The following is a 16696-nucleotide window of genomic DNA, read 5'->3' on the forward strand; positions in this document are numbered from 1 at the left end:
ATGAAAAACATATCACTGACCCTGCGCGCCCTCGGCGCCCTGCTGAGCTACCCCAACGGCGCGCTGCGTGCCGCCCTGCCCGAGCTGGGCGATGCGCTGCACCATGACTGCGGCCTGGGCAGGAAGCGCCTGGCCGAGCTGGACGCGCTGCTGCAGCAGCTCGGCGCGATGGACCCGTACGCCGTCGAGGCCCGCTTCGTCGAGACCTTCGACAGCGGCCGCAACACCTCGCTGCATCTGTTCGAGCATGTGCATGGCGACTCGCGCGACCGCGGCCAGGCCCTGGTCGATCTGGGCCAGACGTATGCCAGCGCCGGCCTGCAGCTGGGCGGCACCGAGCTGCCCGACCATCTGACCGTGGTGCTGGAGTTCGCCTCCACCCAGCCGCCCGAGACGGCTCGCGAATTTCTCGGCGAGATCGCCCACATCCTGACCGCCATCTTCAGCGCGCTGCTGGAGCGCCAGAGCCCCTATGCCAGCGTGATCGCCGCGGTGCTGGAGCTGGCCGGCCAGAAGGTGGCGGCCGTGCCGGTGGCGGCCGAACCCGAGGTGGACGAGGCCTGGGCGGAGCCCATGGCCTTCGACGGCTGCAGCACCCAGGGCCAGGCAAGACCCGGCACCCCGCAGCCGATACACATCGTCCGCAAATCCCCCGCCACCACGGCCCAAGGAGTCGCACCATGAGCTGGCTCGACACATTTCTGTTCGGCTACTACCCCTATATCTGCCTGGCGGTGTTCCTGCTCGGCAGCCTGATACGGTTCGACCGCGACCAGTACACCTGGAAGAGCGACTCCTCGCAGCTGCTGCGCACCGGCAGTCTGCGCTGGGGCAGCAATCTGTTTCACATCGGCGTGCTGTTCCTGTTCTTCGGCCATTCGGTGGGCATGCTGACGCCGCACTTCCTCTACGAGCCCTTCATCAGCGCCGGCAACAAGCAGCTGATGGCCATGGTCTCGGGCGGCCTGTTCGGCCTGCTGGGCTTCATCGGCGTGAGCCTGCTCTTGCATCGGCGCCTGTCTGACGATCGCATCCGCGCCACCTCCAAGCCCAGCGACATCCTGCTGCTGGTGCTGCTGTGGCTGCAGTTCGCGCTGGGACTGGCGACGATACCGCTGTCGGCCCAGCACCTGGACGGCGGGATGATGATGCGCCTGGCCGAATGGGCGCAGCGCATCGTCACCTTCCGCGCCGGTGGCGTCGAGTTGCTGGCCGGTGCCGGCTGGGTGTTCAAGACCCATATGGTGCTGGGCATGTCGATCTTCCTGATCTTCCCCTTCACCCGGCTGGTCCATGTCTGGAGTGGCTTCGGCACGCTCGTCTATGCGCTGCGTCCCTACCAGATGGTGCGCAGCCGCAAGCTCAACCTCCCTGACTACAAGGGCCGCTGATGAACACCACCTTTGCGATCCCGACCGTCAACGGCGTGCCGCTCCACGGAGACGAGGAGCAGCTTGACGAGACCGCGCTGCGCCAGCGTGCCTGCACCGAGCTGCTGCGCCAGGCGGCCGTCGCGGCCGGCTTCGACAGCGCCAAGGCCGGCGACGCGATCGAGCAGTTGCTGGAACGCGAACTGAAGATCCCCGAGCCCTCGCCCGAGGCCTGCCGCCGCCACTTCGAGGCCCATCCGGCCCGCTACGGCCGTGGCGAGCGGCTGCAGCTGCGCCATCTGCTGTTTGCCGTCACCCCCGGCGTCGATGTGCAGGCGCTGCGCCAGCGCGCCGAGGCCAAGCTCTACGAACTGCGCTGCGCAGACCCGGACGGCGACGTCTTCGGCGAGGCCGCGCGCCAATGGTCCAACTGCCCCAGCGGCGAGCAGGGCGGTGATCTGGGCTGGGTCGGCAAGGACGAGTGCGCGACCGAGTTCGCCCGAGAGGTGTTCGGCCAGGACACGGTGGGCGTGCTGCCGCGCCTGGTGCACAGCCGCTTCGGCCTGCACATCGTCGAGGTGCGGGCCCGTGATGTCGGCACCCAGCCGGCCTTCGAGGAGGTGCACCAGGCGGTGGCCCTGGTGCTGCGCCAGCAGGCCTGGGTCAATGCGCTGCGCCAATACCTGCAGGTGCTGGCCGGTGCGGCCGAGCTGCAGGGCGTGAGCCTGGACGCCGCCGAGACTCCGCTGGTGCAGTGATGCCGGACGCCCTGCTAGCCCGGCTGCGCCGCTTCCACAGCGACGCCTTCCCGCAGTACAGGGCCCAGTTCAAGGAGCTCGTCGATGGTGGCCAGCACCCGACCAGCCTGTTCATCGGCTGCTCGGACTCGCGCCTGGTGCCCTATCTGCTGACCGGCGCCGGCCCGGGCGAGCTGTTCATGGTGCGCAATGTCGGCGCTCTCGTCCCGCCCTGCTGCGGCACGCTGACGCCGCGCCTGCCCGACACCTTGGGCAAGCGGGCGCAGGAACAGCCACCCGAACCCGAGAAGCGCTGGGTCGGCGGCCTGCACGGCACGGCCGCGGCGATCGAGTTCGCGGTGCTGAATCTGAAGGTGCGCCACATCATCGTCTGCGGCCACAGCCATTGCGGCGCCATCGCCGCGCTGTATGGCGAGGTCTCGCCCGAGGCCGTCAACCTCGGCGCCTGGCTGGACCTGGCCCGCGAGGCCGCACTGCCGGTGCTGCCCAGCCCCGAGGCCCTGCGCCGCACCGAGCAGCGCTCGGTGGTGCTGCAGCTGGAGCGCCTGCTGGACTATCCGATGGTGCGCCGCCGCGTCGAGCGCGGCGAGCTGTCACTGCATGGCTGGCACTATGTGATCGAGGACGGCGAGGTCCATGTCTTCGACCTGAAGTCAGGCCGCTTCATTCCGGCCACCGAGCCCGATGAAGCCTCGCCTCCCGACTGCAACCAATGAAACAGGGCGGCCCCCGCGTTGGAACGGCGCTGAAGCGGGACGCACCGAACATGGCCTGGCGCCTGGCAATCCCGTCGGCGCACAGCCAACACATCGGATCGCCCCATGCGCCACGACCATGCCTCCATCACCCTGCTGGGTGTCAGCCTCGCCAGCGCCTTCGTGCTGGGCGTCGCCTTCAGCAGCCAGGCCTCCCAGCCCGCGGCGGAGCCGACGCCGGTCACCCCGCTGGTCAGCGACAGCCCGCCCCGCTACGGCGAACCTCAGGCCCCGCTGGACACCACGGTGATCACCCCGCGCGAAAGTGCAGGCGCCTCGGACTGAGGCGCTTGGGCGGCATTTCCAGCCGCCTTGATATGGGTCATGCCGGTGCGGCGCGGTCTTGCCTACAGTTGCCCGCAAAGACTGGAGAGCCTGCGTGATCCCAAATGACCTGAAACAAATGCTGGAGCGCAGCGGCCTGAATGCGCTGCGCCTGGCCGGCCGCAACCTGCTGCCCATCGTGCAGGGCGGCATGGGCATTGGCGTGTCGGCCCACAGCCTGGCAGGCCATGTGGCCGCACTGGGCGGTACCGGCACGCTGAGCTCGGTGGACCTGCGCCGCCACCACCCCGATCTGATGGAGGCCACGCGCAGCCTGGGCGTGGGCCCGGAGGCCAAGGACCGCATCAATGCAGCCAATCTGGAGGCCTTGGAGCGCGAGGTCAAGGCCGCCCGCCAGATCGCTGGCGGCCACGGCCTGCTGGCAATGAATGTGATGCGCGCGGTCAGCGATTACGCCGCCTATGTGAAGCGCTCGCTGGAGGCCGGCATCGACGCCATCGTCGTCGGCGCCGGCCTGCCGCTGGACCTGCCCGAGCTGGCCAGCGACCATCCGCAGGTCGCCCTGATCCCCATCCTGTCCGACTCTCGCGGCGTGCAGCTGGTGGTGCGCAAATGGGAACGCAAGAAGCGCATGCCCGATGCCATCGTGCTTGAGCACCCGGGCCTGGCCGGTGGCCACCTCGGCGCGGCCCGCATCGAGGATCTGCATGACCCGCGCTTCGATTTCGAGCGCTCGGTGCCCGAGACGCTGGCGGTGCTGCGCGCCGCCGGCATCGAGTCGCAGACACCGGTGATCGCCGCCGGTGGCATACGCACCTTGGCCGACATCCGCCGCCTGCAGGATCTGGGCGCTGCCGGCGTGCAGCTGGGCACACCCTTTGCCGTGACCACCGAGGGCGATGCCCATCCCGAATTCAAGCGGGTGCTGGCCGAGGCCCGTGACGAAGACATGGTCGAGTTCACCAGCGTCGCCGGCCTGCCCGCCCGCGCCGTCGGCACGCCCTGGCTGCGCGCCTATCTGAAGGCCGAGCCCCGGCTGCAGGCCGTGGCCCAGGTCAAGGCCCGCTGCACCAAGGCCTTCGACTGCCTGGCCCAGTGCGGCCTGCGCGATGGCAAGGCCGGCTGGGGCCAGTTCTGCATCGACCAGCAACTCGCCTCGGCGCTGCACGGCGACCTGAAGAGCGGCCTGTTCTTCAGCGGTCGCGGCGCCCTGCCCTTCGGCAGCCAGATACGCAGCGTGCGCGAATTGCTGGTGCGCTTGATGGGCGGCGATTCAGCCGCTACGCTGGCAGCGGCCTGACCCCATTCACCAAGGACCCTGCCATGAGCCAGAGCACGATGTTTGACCAGCTGCTGCAAGCCGCCGCCGCGCAGCCCGAGCCGCAGCGACTGCTGTTCGTGTTCACCGCTGCAGAATTGCCCGACGATGCCACGCCGGCCCAGCGCGAACGCTTCGCCGCCGGCAGCGGCGGGGCGCTGGAGCCGCTGATGTGCGTGGACAAGGGCCTGGACGAGCTGAGCAGCTTCGAAGCCCTGGCCGCCGAGGCGCGCCGCGCCGGCCCGCCCTGGCAGGTGATGTTTGCCGCCGGCCTGCCCGGCAGCCGCGGCGAGCCCCCCAGCGCGGAGCAGGTCGAGCAGGCGCTGCAGACGCTGCTGGAGCGCGTGCGCAGCGGCCATCTGAGCGGCCTGCTCGCACTCGACGCCAGCGGCGCACCGCTGCAGTTCGCATAGCGAACACTCATCCAAACGAGATTCCTGGGAGTCCAGCATGAAACACAGCTCTTTGCGCATCATCCGCGACGAACACCAGGCCCTTGCCGCCATGCTGCGCTCCATCCTGCTGTTGCTGGAACAGCACCGCCGCCAGGGCTCGATGCCGGACTTCGCCGCGCTGCGCGCGATGCTGTTCTATGTGGACGAATTCCCCGAGAAGCAGCACCACCGCAAGGAAACCGAGCTGCTGTTCCCGAAACTGCGCGCACGCACGCCGCTGTCACGCGAGGTCCTTGATGAGCTGGACCACGACCACGCCTGCGGCGAGCGCAATATCCGCAATCTGCAGCATGCGTTGCTGGCCTTCGAGATGATGGGCGAAGCCAGGCGCGCCGCCTTCGAGCAGGCGGCCGAACGCTATGTGGCCTTCTACCTGAGCCATATGAGCAAGGAGGAGCAGGAGATACTGCCGCTGGCCGAGAAGGTGCTGACCGAGCAGGACTGGGCCGAGCTGGACGAGGCCTTCGCCGCCAACCGCGACCCACTCACCGGTCATCAGCCCGAGGCCGAGTACCGGGCCCTGTTCACCCGCATCGTCAACGCCGTGCCGGCGCCAATAGGCCTGAAATCGGACTGAAATCGGGCTGAAGGCAGGTCACCTGCGCAGTCCTTGATGCTGGCGGAGGCAGCCAAAGCTGCTACCCTTCGGTGCCCGTCCATTGGGATTTGCACCGACGACCGCATGAGTTCTGCCCCGCACATCGCCATCGTCGACGACGAGGTCGACATCACCACCCTGCTGGCCAATTACCTGCAAGGCCATGGCTACCGCATCACGCCGCTGCATTCCGGCCGTGCGTTGATGGAGCTGATGCCCACCGACGCCCCGGCCCTGGTGCTGCTGGACCTGGGCCTGCCCGGCGAGGATGGCTTCACCATTGCCCGCCAGCTGCGCGAGCATTGGCGCTGTGGCCTGGTCATCGTCACCGGCCGCGGCGACGCGGTCGACAAGGTGGTCGGCCTGGAGGTCGGCGCCGACGACTATGTGACCAAGCCCTTCGATCTGCGCGAGCTGCTGGCCCGCATCAAGGCGGTGCTGCGCCGCATCGCCCCGGCCGAGGCTTCGGCGCCCGCCTCCGCCCCGGCCCCCGGCACGCGCAACCGTCTGCTGTTCGCCGGCTGGCAGCTCGACCCGAGCGCGCGCCAGTTGCTGGACGCCCAGGGGCAGGAGGTGGCACTGACCAGCGGCGAGTTCGACCTGCTGTGCGCCTTTGCCCAGCACCCGGGCCGTGTGCTGTCGCGCGACTTCCTGCTCGAGCACACGCGGGGCCGCGAGGCCGCGCCGTTCGACCGCACGATAGACGTGCAGGTTGGCCGCCTGCGCAAGAAGCTGGAACCCGACGCCGAGCATCCGCAGCTGATCAAGTCGGTGCGGGCCGCGGGCTACATCCTGGTGCCGCCGGTCACCCAGGGCTGATGAGCATGCCCACCACACCCGACACGCCGCAACCCCAGCAAGGGATCAGCGGGATCGACGAGCAGACCATCTTCCGCTCGCTGCACACGGCCTACCCCGATGCCCTGCTGGTCGTCGATGGCCGGGGCCAGGTCGTGCTGGCCAATCCGGCCGCCAGCGCGCTGCTGGGCTATAGCAATGCCGAGCTGTTGAGCCTCGGGGTCGATGCGCTGGTGCCGGATGCGGTGCGCTCGCGCCACGCCGCCTATCGCGAAACCTACGGCCACAACCCCAAGCCGCGCCCCATGGGCACGCAGATGGAGCTGGCGGCCAAGCGCAGTGACGGCAGCGAGGTGATGGTCGAGATCGCGCTGAGCCCGCTGCAGGACCATGGCCTGCCCTTCGTCGTCGCCTCGATCCGCGACATCGGCGCCTACCCCCGCGTCAAGCAGGCGCTGCAGCGCGCCCGGTACAGCGAGTTCCTGGCCAATCTGGGCCGGCTGGCGGTCGATTCGCGCGACCCTCAGGTGCTGCTGGACCAGGTGCCGGCGATGGCCGCCGAGGCCCTGCAGGCCGAGCTGGCGATGGTCTGGCTGCTGCAGCCCAACCGGCTGGAGTTTCGTGTCGCCAGCGGCCTGGGTCTGCTGGAGGGCGAAGCCATTGGCCAGCTGGTGCCCAACCGTCCCGACACCGCTCCCGGCTTTGTGCTGGCCCAAGGCCGGCCGGTGGTGGTGACCGACTACCGCCTGGAGTCGCGCTTTGCCGTGCCGCCAAGCTATCTGGCCGCCGAGCTTGTGCAGGGCATGGCGGTGCCGCTGTCGGACCGCGGACGCATCATCGGTGCACTGACGGTGCGCACCCGACGTGAGGCCCGCTTCGGCGACGACGAGCTGCGCTTCATGGAGTCGCTATCCAGCCTGCTGGCCACCAGCCTGCAGCGGGCCCAGTCCGAGGAGGCGCTGAACCATGCCCAGCGCCTGGAAAGCGTGGGCCAGCTGACTGGCGGCATAGCGCACGACTTCAACAATCTGCTGACGGTGATACAGGGCAATCTGCAGGTGCTGGAAGAGCTGCCCGCGCTGGCCGACGACAGCCAAGGCCAGCAGCTGGTGACCGCGGCGATGCGCGCCTCCAAGCGCGGCGCCGAGCTGACGGCCAAGCTCTTGGCCTTCTCGCGCCGTCAGGTGCTGCAGCCCACGGCGGTCGATGTGGCGGTGATGCTGCATTCGCTGGCCGATATGCTGCGTCGCACGCTGGACCAGCGCATACGCATCGAGGTCGACTGCGGTGACAGTCCGCCGGTGCTGGCCGACCCGGGACAGCTGGAGTCGGCGCTGCTGAACATCGCCATCAATGCCCGCGACGCCATGCCCGAAGGCGGCACCCTGCGTTTTCGCGCCCATGCCTGCACGGTCCTCCCGGCCGAGGCGCGGCGCGAACTCGACGACCCCAGCATGGCCCATGAGCGGCTGGTCGAGATTGCCATCTCCGACACCGGGGCCGGCATGCCCGAGGCCGTCAAGGAGCGGGCCTTCGAGCCCTTCTTCACCACCAAGGCAGCCGGTCGCGGCACAGGCCTGGGCCTGAGCACGGTCTATGGCTTCGTCAAGCAGTCCAAGGGCGTGATCACCATAGACAGCGCCCCGGGCGCCGGCACGACGGTGACGCTGCGCCTGCCGCGCCCCTGGGCGGCCGAGACCGCAACCGTCGAGACCGAGCTACCCTCGGATCTGAGCGTGCCGCCCGACCTGAAGGTGCTGCTGGTCGAGGACGACGGCGAGGTGCGCAGTGTGGTGCGGCAGTTCCTAGACACATTGCAGTGCCAGACCACCGTCTGCACCAGCGCCGAGCAGGCCCTGCTGCTGCTGGGGCCCGAGGCCCGCTTCGACTTGCTGCTCACCGATGTGGCCCTGGGCGCCGGCATGCGCGGCACCGAGCTGGCGCAGCGGGCTCAGGCCCGCTTTCCGGACCTGGCCGTGCTGCTGATGTCGGGCTTCTCGGCCGAGCTGCTGGACGCCGACCGCGACTCGCCGCCCAGCTGGGAGCTGCTGCCCAAACCCTATACGCGCGAGCAGCTGGCACAGGCCATCGCCCGGCTCAAGGCGTGAGCTGAGCCTCCATGGCCGGCTGCGCCTGAGCCGCCAGCCGCAGCTGCAGGGCCTCGGCGGTGTCGGGCCGGCCGAAGCGGTAGCCCTGCAACTCGTCGCAGCCCTGGCGCAGCAGGTAGTCGCTCTGCTCGGCCGTCTCCACCCCCTCGGCCACCACGCTCAGCCCCAGCCGATGGGCCAGCGCGATGATGGCGTCCACCAGCACCGGGGCCGGTTCGCCCTGGACGCCAACGCCGATGCCGCGCACGAAGGACTGGTCTATCTTCAGCGTGTCGATAGGGAAGCTGTGCAGATAGCCCAGGCTGGAATAGCCGGTGCCGAAATCGTCCAGTGACAGCTTCACGCCCAGAGCCTTGAGCTTGCCCAGCATGGCGGCGGTGATCTCGGGGCGCTCCATCAGCATGCTTTCGGTCAGCTCGATCTCGATGTGCTCGGCCGACACGCCGTGGCGAATCAGGGCATCGCCCAGCACCTGGTCGAGATCGCCGGCAGCGAACTGGCGAGCCGCCACATTGACGGCCACGCGCAGCACCGGCTGGCCGGCATCCATCCAGCGGCGGATCTGCCGGCAGGCCTCATCGATGACCCAGGCCCCAATGCCCAGAATCATGCTGGAGCGCTCGGCAATCGGGATGAACTGGCCCGGCGAGACCAGGCCGACCCCGCCACGCTGCCAGCGCAGCAGCGCCTCGGCGCCGACGATGCGGCCGCTCAGCGCCTCGACCTTGGGCTGGTAGTGCAGCCTGAATTCGTCGCGCTCCAGCGCCCGGCTCAGCGCTGCCTCCAGCTCCAGCTTGGCCTGGGCCTCGGCATTCAGGTCGCTGGTGTAGAAGCAGAAGCGGTTGCGACCCTGGTCCTTGGCGCGGTACATCGCGGCATCGGCATCGCGCAGCATCTCCACCGCATTGCTGCAGCCGTCGTCCGGGAAGACGCTGATGCCTATGCTGGCGGTCAGATAGGCATCGCCGCCGCCGGGCAGGGGCACGGGCTCGGCCACCGCGGCCAGCAGATCGCGGGCGAGCCCCGCCACCTCGGCCGGCCCGCCGGGCAGCTCGACGACGACCAGGAACTCGTCACCGCCGAGGCGGCCCAGCAGGTCCTCCTCACGCAGCCGGGCGCGCAGGCGGCGCGAGATGCAGACCAGCAACTCGTCGCCGACGGGATGGCCGCGGCTGTCGTTGACGGTCTTGAAGCCATCGAGGTCGATGTAGAGCACCGCCGCCTTGGTGTGGTGGCGGGCGGCCCGCGCCAGCGTCTGCTCGAGCCGGGTGTGCAGCAGGCTGCGGTTGGGCAGGCCGGTGAGCGGATCGTAATGGGCCAGGTGATCGAGCTGGGCCTCGCTGTGCTTGACGCGGGTGATGTCGGTGAACACGCCGACATAGTGGGTCAGCTTGCCCGAGGTGTCGCCGACCGCGCTGACGGTCAGCCACTCGGGATAGATGTCGCCGCCCTTGCGCCGGTTCCAGATCTCGCCCTGCCAGTGGCCATGGACGCGCAGCGCGCGCCACATGGTTTCGTAGAAGCCGTCGTCATGCATGCCCGACTGCAGCATCTTGGCCGTCCGGCCCAGCGCGTCGGCTTCGGTGTAGCCGGTGATCTCGGTGAAGGCGCGGTTGATGGCCTGGATGCGCCCATGGTCGTCGGCAATCATCACGCCGTCGCGGGTGTTCTCGAAGGCCATCGCCCATTGCCGGTGCACGTCCTCGATGCGCTTGCGCTCGGTGATGTCGCGGCTGACGCCGAACAGGCCGATGATGCTGCCGTCGGGCCCGTGCAGCGGCCCCTTGCTGGCGAGATAGACGCGCAGGCCGTCCACCGTCGTCAGCTGCTCCTCGCGCTGCATCAGCTGGCCGCTGCGCAGCACCTCGGCATCGGCCTGGGTCAGCATCTCGGCCTCGTGCAGCGGGAACACGCTGTCGTCGCCATGGCCCAGCACGATGGACTCGGCCTGGCCCAGCAGACGGCAGGTCTCGCGGTTGGCGAACACATAGCGGCCCTGCAGATCCTTGGCAAAGATCGCATCGGGCGAGCCATTGGCGATGGCGTCCAGCAGCTGCAGCACGTGCAGCTTCTCGTCCTGCTCGATGCGCTGGCGCTCGGCAACCGCGCGCTCGCGGCGCTGCGCCAGCACGAACAGCAGGGCGCTGGTGGCCAGCACGAAGGCCACGCCCTTGCCCTGGCCCAGCTGGGCGAAGATCTGCAGATTGGGCGCCATGGCCAGCAGCCAGTCGTCCGAGAAATAGATCCAGACCACGCCGAACAGGGCATAGCCGATGGCCAGCAGGCCCGCGGGGGTATGGCTGGGCGCGGCCGCCGCCGCGCGACGGGTCGGAGAAGTCATTGTCGATGCGCCGGGGTACTGCGGGCAGCGCCTGTGGCCGGCTTACTGCAGCACGGGGCTGGCCGGTGCCAGGCAGTGCTGGATGAACTCGCTCAAGGCATCGACGTCGGGGATCTGCACATCGCGCCGGCCCTTCTCGGCGAACACGATCACGCCGGCACGGGCCAGCTTGGACAGCGAGCGGCTGACCGTCTCCAGGGTCATGCCCAGGTAGTTGCCGATCTCGGCACGGGTCATGCGCAGCGTGATCTGGTCGGAGCGCAGGCCGCGGCGGGCCAGCGACTCGGCCCAGTAACGCAGGAAATCGGCCACGCGGGCATCGGCCGGCAGGGTGCAGACCGACATCAGCGAGTCGCGGTCCCGGGCGATCTCGCGGCTCATCGCCTCGTGCAGGGCCGTCATCAGCGCGGGCTGGGCGGCGCAGGCGGCAAACAGCGCGTCATAACGTATCACCAGCACCTCGCCGGTGTCCATGGCCACGGCGTCGCAGGCATAGCGGCCGTTGGCGATGCCATCGAAGCCCAGCCAGTCGCCGCGGAACTTCAGGCCCACGACCTGCTCGCGGCCATCGGCCGACAGATTGACCAGCTTGAAGAAGCCCGAGGTCATCACGTACAGATGGCCGAAGGACTCGCCGCCCTGGTAGACCAGATCACCGGCGTGGACGACGCGGCGCTGCGGGGCCAGCTTCTCGATCAGCAGCTTCAGGGTCTCGGCCACATGCTGGCTGGCACGCTGGTTGGCCGCCGCATCGGACTTGAGCACCGGCAGCGCCGGTGCGCGCAGAAGCGTGCGGGCCGGGCCCTGGGTCGAGGTGGCCAGCGTGCTGGCCAGGGTGACATGGGCGGCGGTGGCGATCTGGGTGCTGAGCATGGTGTTCTCCCGTGGGGCTGGATGCGATTCGATGTTTTGCATCCTAGGCAGCGCCCGGCAACAGATGACGACGCTGCGCATCACTCGGTAACAGTGAATGAATGGTTTGTGTCCGCTTGGTATCAGCACAGGCTGGCTGGGCCTGGCTTGACCCACGTCAAAGTCGGCCGCCAAGGCATAGCTAGTCTGCGAACCATGCACAAAGCTACCCCGCGTGCCCGGCTCCTCTGCAACACCGTGAACCCACCCCGTCTCGCCAGTGCCGTTGTCATGTCGCTACAAGACCCCTCTGCCCCGCGCGCCCATGCCCGCCAGCTGCTGCAAGCCGCCCAGGCCGGAAGCCTGCAGCCGCTGCTGCGCGGCAAGAAGCTGGGCCTGGTGTGCGCAGCCGAGGACGGCGAGGCAGCCCTGCTGTTCCGCCGCGCCGCCGAGGCGCTGGGCGCCCATGTGGCCCGCCTGCCGGTGAGCCTGTCGGCGCATAGCAGCGCCCAGGAGGTTCAGCACACCGCACGCATGCTGGGCCGCCTGTACGACGCGATCGAATGCCAGGACATGGACAGCGCCCTGGTCGCACGGGTGCGCCAGGAGGCCGGCGTGCCGGTCTTCGACGCCATCGCCGCGCCGGCCCACCCATCGGCCCGCTGGGCCACCGAGCTGGACGGTCCGGGCTCCAGCGATGACAAGCGGCTCAGCCTGCTGCAGGCCCTGCTGCTCAGCGAGCTGGCTTGATACCGGCCGAGCCCTGCAGGATCAGCTGCTGGACCTGATCGGCCGGCAGGGCCTTGGCGAACAGCCAGCCCTGGCCGACGTGGACGCCCAGCTCCTGCAGCAGCCCTGCCTGGGACGGCTCCTCGATGCCTTCGGCCAGCACCTGCTTGTCCAGCGCCAAGGCCAGGCCGACGATGGTGCGCACGATCTCCACCGCCTCGCGGCCCGTGGCCAGGCGGATCACGAAGGAGCGGTCTATCTTCAGCGTGTCGAACGGAAAGCGGTGCAGATAGGCCAGCGATGAATAGCCGGTGCCGAAGTCGTCGATCGAGACCTTGAAGCCCAGCGCGTCCCAGCGCACCAGCTGGGCGGCCGCCTCGAGCAGGGTCCAGCTGCCCATGGGCACGACCTGGCCACTCTCCTCGGCGAAGGGGATGAAGTCGCCCGGCATGACCATGCCCTTGAGCGGATGAGGCCAGCGTATCAAGGCCTCGAAGCCCAGCAGCTCGCGGTCCTTGAGCCGCACCAGCGGCTGGTAGAACAGGCGGAACTCCTGGTTCTGCAGGGCCAGGGCTATGTTCTCCTTGAGCCAGCGGCGCGAGTTCTCGATCAGTTGCTCGGCCGGGTCGAAGGCGTGGGCGCGGCCGCGCAGCCGGGCCTTGGCATGGGCCAGGGCCAGCTCGGCCGCATTCATCAGCTCGGCGTCGGTGAAGCGGGCCTGGGCGCCATGGGCCCAGCCGACGCTGGCGCCCAGGCCCAGACTGTGGCCGGCGACCAGAAACGGGGTGTCGAACTGACGCAGCACCTCGTCACCGGCCTGCGTGCCCTCGCGCTCGTTGAGCACGCGAAAGCCGTCGATATCGACCAGCACTACGCCGGTCAGCACGGGCTCGGCGGCGAACAGCGAGCGCAGCCGTTCGAGGAACAGCACCCGGTTGGGCAGGCCGGTGAGGCGGTCATAGAGCGCGTCGAAGGTGATCTGGCGCTGTAGCAGCTGCTGCTCGCTGATGTCGGTCAGCGAGCCCGCCATGCGCACCCGCAGGCCCTGCTCGCGCACCGCCACACAGCGGGCCAGCAGCCAGCGCTCGACGCCGCCCTGCTCGGAGTTCAGCACATGGTGGAACTGCAGGCTGGGCCCGGCCAGGTGCTCAACCAGCGCAGCATTGAACGCCTGGCGGCCACGTTCGTCCAGCGGCGGGGTCCAGGCCGCCATGGACTGCGCCTGCTCGGGCAGCAGGCCCATCAGCGTCAGCCAGCGCGGCGAGAAGTAGACGGCGCCGGCGGACATGCCCCAGTCCCACATGCCGTCATTGGCCCCCTGCACGGCCAAGGCGTAGCGCTGCTCGCTGGCACGCAAGGCTTCCAGCGCCGCGCGCTTGCGTGCCTGCTCCAGGCCGCTGCGCAGCGCGGTGGCGCCCAGCACGGCCAGGCCCAGGCCAGGGCCGGAAAGGCCGGCGCCAGGAACAGCTGGCGCTGCAGCAACAGCCCCTGCAGCAGGGCCGCCAGGCCCAGCGCCACGCCCAACCAGGCACGGCGCGAGCCCAGCGCGTCAGACACCGGACGGCCCGTCCTGCGAGCGCTGCACGCGCTCGGGCGACCAGGTGCTGGACGCGCTGCAACCACCAACGGCCGAACAGCGGGTGCCGGCCTGGGCGGACTCGAGCACGACCCGGCTGCGCGACGGGCGCAGGGCCCGGGTGGCATTGCCCAAGGGCACCGCCTCAACCGAGACCTGGCCCGACTGCACGTTCACCGCCGTGGGGGTACGCACCTGCCAGTTGCCCCCAGGCGCCGACGTGACCTTCTGGCCGATCAGGCCCATCTCCAGCAGCAGGCTCACCGCACGCGGCCGGCCCGGCGCCTGCTCGAACCGCTCGATCTTCAGCAGGGAGGCGTCGCTGAGCACCAGGGTCGAACCGTCGACGAAGCGCAGCCGCACCCGGCCCTGGGCTCCAGTGCGCAACTCGGCGCCACTGTCGAGCTTGTCGCCGACGGCCAGCGCTCGGCCGCCGACATAGGCCTCGCCGCGTACCGCCAGCACTTCGCACACGGGTTCTGCCCAGGCGGTGGAACAGAGCATCATCAAACCGGCCGTCAGGCATAGCAGTTTCATGGCATCTCCGCGTAGCACGGCGAACCCATCCTAGGCCCGCGCGCGCTGCAACGCAAATAGGGAGTGCTCCTAGCGCGCCGGGCAAAGAAAAACCCGCTGAACGCTCACGCATTCAGCGGGTTTTCTTGATTGGTTGCGGAGGCAGGATTTGAACCTACGACCTTTGGGTTATGAGCCCAACGAGCTACCAGACTGCTCCACCCCGCGACTGATCGATTGACTGCCTGAATAAAAAAGCCGCCCGACTGGTGAGCGGCTTTTTGCGGACCTTGATGCCCTGTATTTTGGTTGCGGGGGCAGGATTTGAACCTACGACCTTTGGGTTATGAGCCCAACGAGCTACCAGACTGCTCCACCCCGCGACTGAAGCTCGAATTATAGCACGCTTTGCGTGACCTGCTCAGATGCCTGCAGCAGCGAGCGACTTGGCGAAGCGTTCGGCGTCCTGGAAACCGATCACGCGCACACCGTCCAGCTCCCTGCCCTGGGCATCGAAGAAGATGATGCCGGGCGGGCCGAACAGGTGGAAGCGGCGCAGCAGGGCCTTGTCGGCCTCGCTATTGGCCGTGACATCGGCCTGCAACAGCAGGGCCTTGCCCAGGCGTTGGCGCACGGCCGGCTCGTTGAAGGTGAAGCGCTCCATTTCCTTGCAGGACACGCACCAGTCGGCATAGAAGTCCAGCATCACCGGACGGCCGGCGCTGGCCAGCACTGCGTCGAGTTCGGCCACGCTGCGTACGCGTTGAAAGGCCACCTGCTGGCCGGCGGGGCTGGCCGCGCCGGCAACACCGACCCAGTGGCGCAACGGCTGCAGCGGGTCATGGCCGCCGGAGGCGGCGCCGATCAGCTGCAGCAGGCCGAACAGCGCGGCGACGGCGGTCACGGTCTTGCGCAGCCACAGCCGTGGCCGGCCATGAACGTGTGCCGGTTCGAACAGGCCGAAGACGATGGCGCCACCAATCAGCAGCGCGCCCCAGAGGGCCAGGGCCAGACCTGCCGGCAGCACGGGCTGTACCGTCCACAGCGCCACGCCCAGCAGCAGCAGGCCGAAGAAATGCTTGACGCCATCCATCCAGGCACCGGTGTGCGGCAGCCAGGCACCGGCCGAGGCGCCCAGCAGCAACAGCGGCACGCTCATGCCGCAGGCCAGGGCAAAAAGGGCCGTGCCGCCGAGCACAACATCGCGGCTCTGGCTGATATAGACCAGAGCCCCGGCGAGCGGCGCCGCTACACAGGGACTGACGATCAGCGCCGACACGCCGCCCATCACGAACACGCCGGCAAACTGGCCGGCGGGCAGGCGCTGCGAGGCACTGGACAGACCGCCGGTCAGCGCCTGCGGCAGCTGCAGCTCGTAGACACCGAACATCGACAGCGAGAAGCCGACCAGGGCCAGCGCGAACAGGCCCAGCACCCAGGGCTTTTGCAGTGCCGCAGCAAGCCCTTCGCCGGCCAGGCCGGCGGCCACGCCGAGGGCGGTGTAGATCAAGGCCATGCCCAGCGAGTAGCTGACCGCCAGCAGAAAGGATCGACCACGGGACGCCGACGCACCGCTGCGGCCAACGATGATGGACGACAGGATGGGCAGCATCGGCAGCACGCAGGGCGTCAGCGACAGCAGCAGACCGGCGATGAAGAACACACCGACAACGGACCAGAAGCGGCCCGATTGCAGCGCTGCATCAAGCTGCGAGTCGCCGTCGGCCAGCGGCGTGATGGCCGGCACCTCACCATCGGCGCCAATGAGCTTGATACGCGCCGCATTCGGATCAGACAGATCAAGCTCGGCGACTTGAGTCTGCGGCGGATAGCACAGCCCCTGGTCGGCGCAACCCTGACCGGTGATGGCGAGCTTGAACGCGCCGCCGGATGGGGCGACCGGGACCCGCAACGCAAAGCGTTCACGGTAGGTCTCGACTTCCTTCTGGAAAGTCTCGTCGAACTTGACCTTGCCCTTGGGGTAGTCGAGCGTGCCGACGGCAGCGCCCTGTGCCTCGAACTTGAACTGCTCGCGGTACATGTAGTAGCCCGGCGCGATCTCGTAGCTGACTTCCAGCATGGTCGGATTGAGCGCGCGCACCGCCAGCTTGAAGGCCTGTTCGGGCGCCAGGAAGTCATCGGCAGCATGGACAGCGCCGGCGGCGCCAAGCAGCAGGGCAAGAAGGGATCGAAGCAGCAGTTTCAGCATAGGACGGCAGACAGTGACGCGGTCGGAT

At 68.8% G+C, this 16696-nt stretch carries 16 protein-coding genes and 2 tRNA genes; 11 read left to right on the top strand and 7 right to left on the bottom strand.

Going from position 1 to position 16696, the window contains the following annotated elements:
- From narJ to DES47_RS23225, 10 genes are all read left to right on the top strand, one after another.
- A complete protein-coding gene (gene narJ / locus DES47_RS23180; protein WP_133703155.1) occupies positions 1 to 684 on the top strand; it encodes a nitrate reductase molybdenum cofactor assembly chaperone in 684 nt (227 codons plus the stop codon).
- Positions 681 to 1391 (top strand): respiratory nitrate reductase subunit gamma, encoded by a 711-nt coding sequence (gene narI / locus DES47_RS23185; RefSeq protein ID WP_133703156.1) that lies wholly within the window; start codon positions 681 to 683, stop codon positions 1389 to 1391. Before narJ ends, narI begins: the two co-directional genes overlap by 4 nt.
- Positions 1391 to 2128: a peptidylprolyl isomerase gene (locus DES47_RS23190; RefSeq protein ID WP_133703157.1), complete on the top strand. Its 738-nt coding sequence runs from the start codon at positions 1391 to 1393 to the stop codon at positions 2126 to 2128. Before narI ends, DES47_RS23190 begins: the two co-directional genes overlap by 1 nt.
- Positions 2128 to 2844 (top strand): carbonic anhydrase, encoded by a 717-nt coding sequence (locus DES47_RS23195; RefSeq protein WP_133703158.1) that lies wholly within the window; start codon positions 2128 to 2130, stop codon positions 2842 to 2844. Before DES47_RS23190 ends, DES47_RS23195 begins: the two co-directional genes overlap by 1 nt.
- 105 nt (positions 2845 to 2949) lie before the next feature.
- A complete protein-coding gene (locus DES47_RS23200) occupies positions 2950 to 3168 on the top strand; it encodes a hypothetical protein (RefSeq protein WP_133703159.1) in 219 nt (72 codons plus the stop codon).
- 118 nt (positions 3169 to 3286) lie between these two features.
- Positions 3287 to 4468 (top strand): NAD(P)H-dependent flavin oxidoreductase, encoded by a 1182-nt coding sequence (locus tag DES47_RS23205; protein WP_133703217.1) that lies wholly within the window; start codon positions 3287 to 3289, stop codon positions 4466 to 4468.
- A gap of 23 nt (positions 4469 to 4491) precedes the next feature.
- Positions 4492 to 4899, top strand: coding sequence for a ribonucleotide reductase subunit alpha (locus DES47_RS23210; protein ID WP_133703160.1), 408 nt, complete (start codon positions 4492 to 4494; stop codon positions 4897 to 4899).
- A 37-nt stretch (positions 4900 to 4936) separates the two neighbouring features.
- Complete coding sequence (locus DES47_RS23215; protein WP_133703161.1) at positions 4937 to 5518, top strand: hemerythrin domain-containing protein; 582 nt, start codon at positions 4937 to 4939, stop codon at positions 5516 to 5518.
- Between the two features lie 105 nt (positions 5519 to 5623).
- Positions 5624 to 6358, top strand: a complete 735-nt coding sequence (locus tag DES47_RS23220) for a response regulator (protein ID WP_133703162.1) — start codon at positions 5624 to 5626, stop codon at positions 6356 to 6358.
- 5 nt (positions 6359 to 6363) lie between these two features.
- A complete protein-coding gene (locus DES47_RS23225) occupies positions 6364 to 8445 on the top strand; it encodes an ATP-binding protein (RefSeq protein ID WP_243748434.1) in 2082 nt (693 codons plus the stop codon).
- Here DES47_RS23225 and DES47_RS23230 read toward each other — a convergent pair.
- Complete coding sequence (locus tag DES47_RS23230; RefSeq protein WP_133703164.1) at positions 8435 to 10786, bottom strand: putative bifunctional diguanylate cyclase/phosphodiesterase; 2352 nt, start codon at positions 10784 to 10786, stop codon at positions 8435 to 8437. The genes DES47_RS23225 and DES47_RS23230 overlap by 11 nt on opposite strands.
- Before the next feature lie 42 nt (positions 10787 to 10828).
- Entirely contained in the window at positions 10829 to 11659 is an 831-nt protein-coding gene (locus tag DES47_RS23235; protein ID WP_133703165.1) for a Crp/Fnr family transcriptional regulator, read from the bottom strand.
- 270 nt (positions 11660 to 11929) lie between these two features.
- Between DES47_RS23235 and DES47_RS28825 the strand changes: the two genes are divergently transcribed.
- Complete coding sequence (locus tag DES47_RS28825; protein ID WP_166652130.1) at positions 11930 to 12388, top strand: Rossmann-fold NAD(P)-binding domain-containing protein; 459 nt, start codon at positions 11930 to 11932, stop codon at positions 12386 to 12388.
- On the opposite strand, the gene DES47_RS23245 is transcribed toward DES47_RS28825, so the two are convergent.
- From DES47_RS23245 to dsbD, 5 genes are all read right to left on the bottom strand, one after another.
- Positions 12372 to 13790: a putative bifunctional diguanylate cyclase/phosphodiesterase gene (locus tag DES47_RS23245; protein WP_133703167.1), complete on the bottom strand. Its 1419-nt coding sequence runs from the start codon at positions 13788 to 13790 to the stop codon at positions 12372 to 12374. The genes DES47_RS28825 and DES47_RS23245 overlap by 17 nt on opposite strands.
- Before the next feature lie 126 nt (positions 13791 to 13916).
- Positions 13917 to 14480, bottom strand: a complete 564-nt coding sequence (locus DES47_RS23250) for a FecR domain-containing protein (protein ID WP_133703168.1) — start codon at positions 14478 to 14480, stop codon at positions 13917 to 13919.
- A gap of 130 nt (positions 14481 to 14610) precedes the next feature.
- Positions 14611 to 14687, bottom strand: a tRNA-Met gene (locus DES47_RS23255).
- A gap of 78 nt (positions 14688 to 14765) precedes the next feature.
- Positions 14766 to 14842: transfer RNA gene (locus DES47_RS23260), tRNA-Met, on the bottom strand.
- Positions 14843 to 14880: 38 nt separating this feature from the next.
- On the bottom strand, positions 14881 to 16668 hold the full coding sequence (dsbD, locus tag DES47_RS23265; protein ID WP_133703169.1) for a protein-disulfide reductase DsbD: 1788 nt from the start codon (positions 16666 to 16668) through the stop codon (positions 14881 to 14883).
- Between the last annotated feature and the right edge of the window lie 28 nt (positions 16669 to 16696).

This window comes from Roseateles toxinivorans, assembly GCF_004362525.1.
GTDB lineage: Bacteria > Pseudomonadota > Gammaproteobacteria > Burkholderiales > Burkholderiaceae_C > Paucibacter > Paucibacter toxinivorans.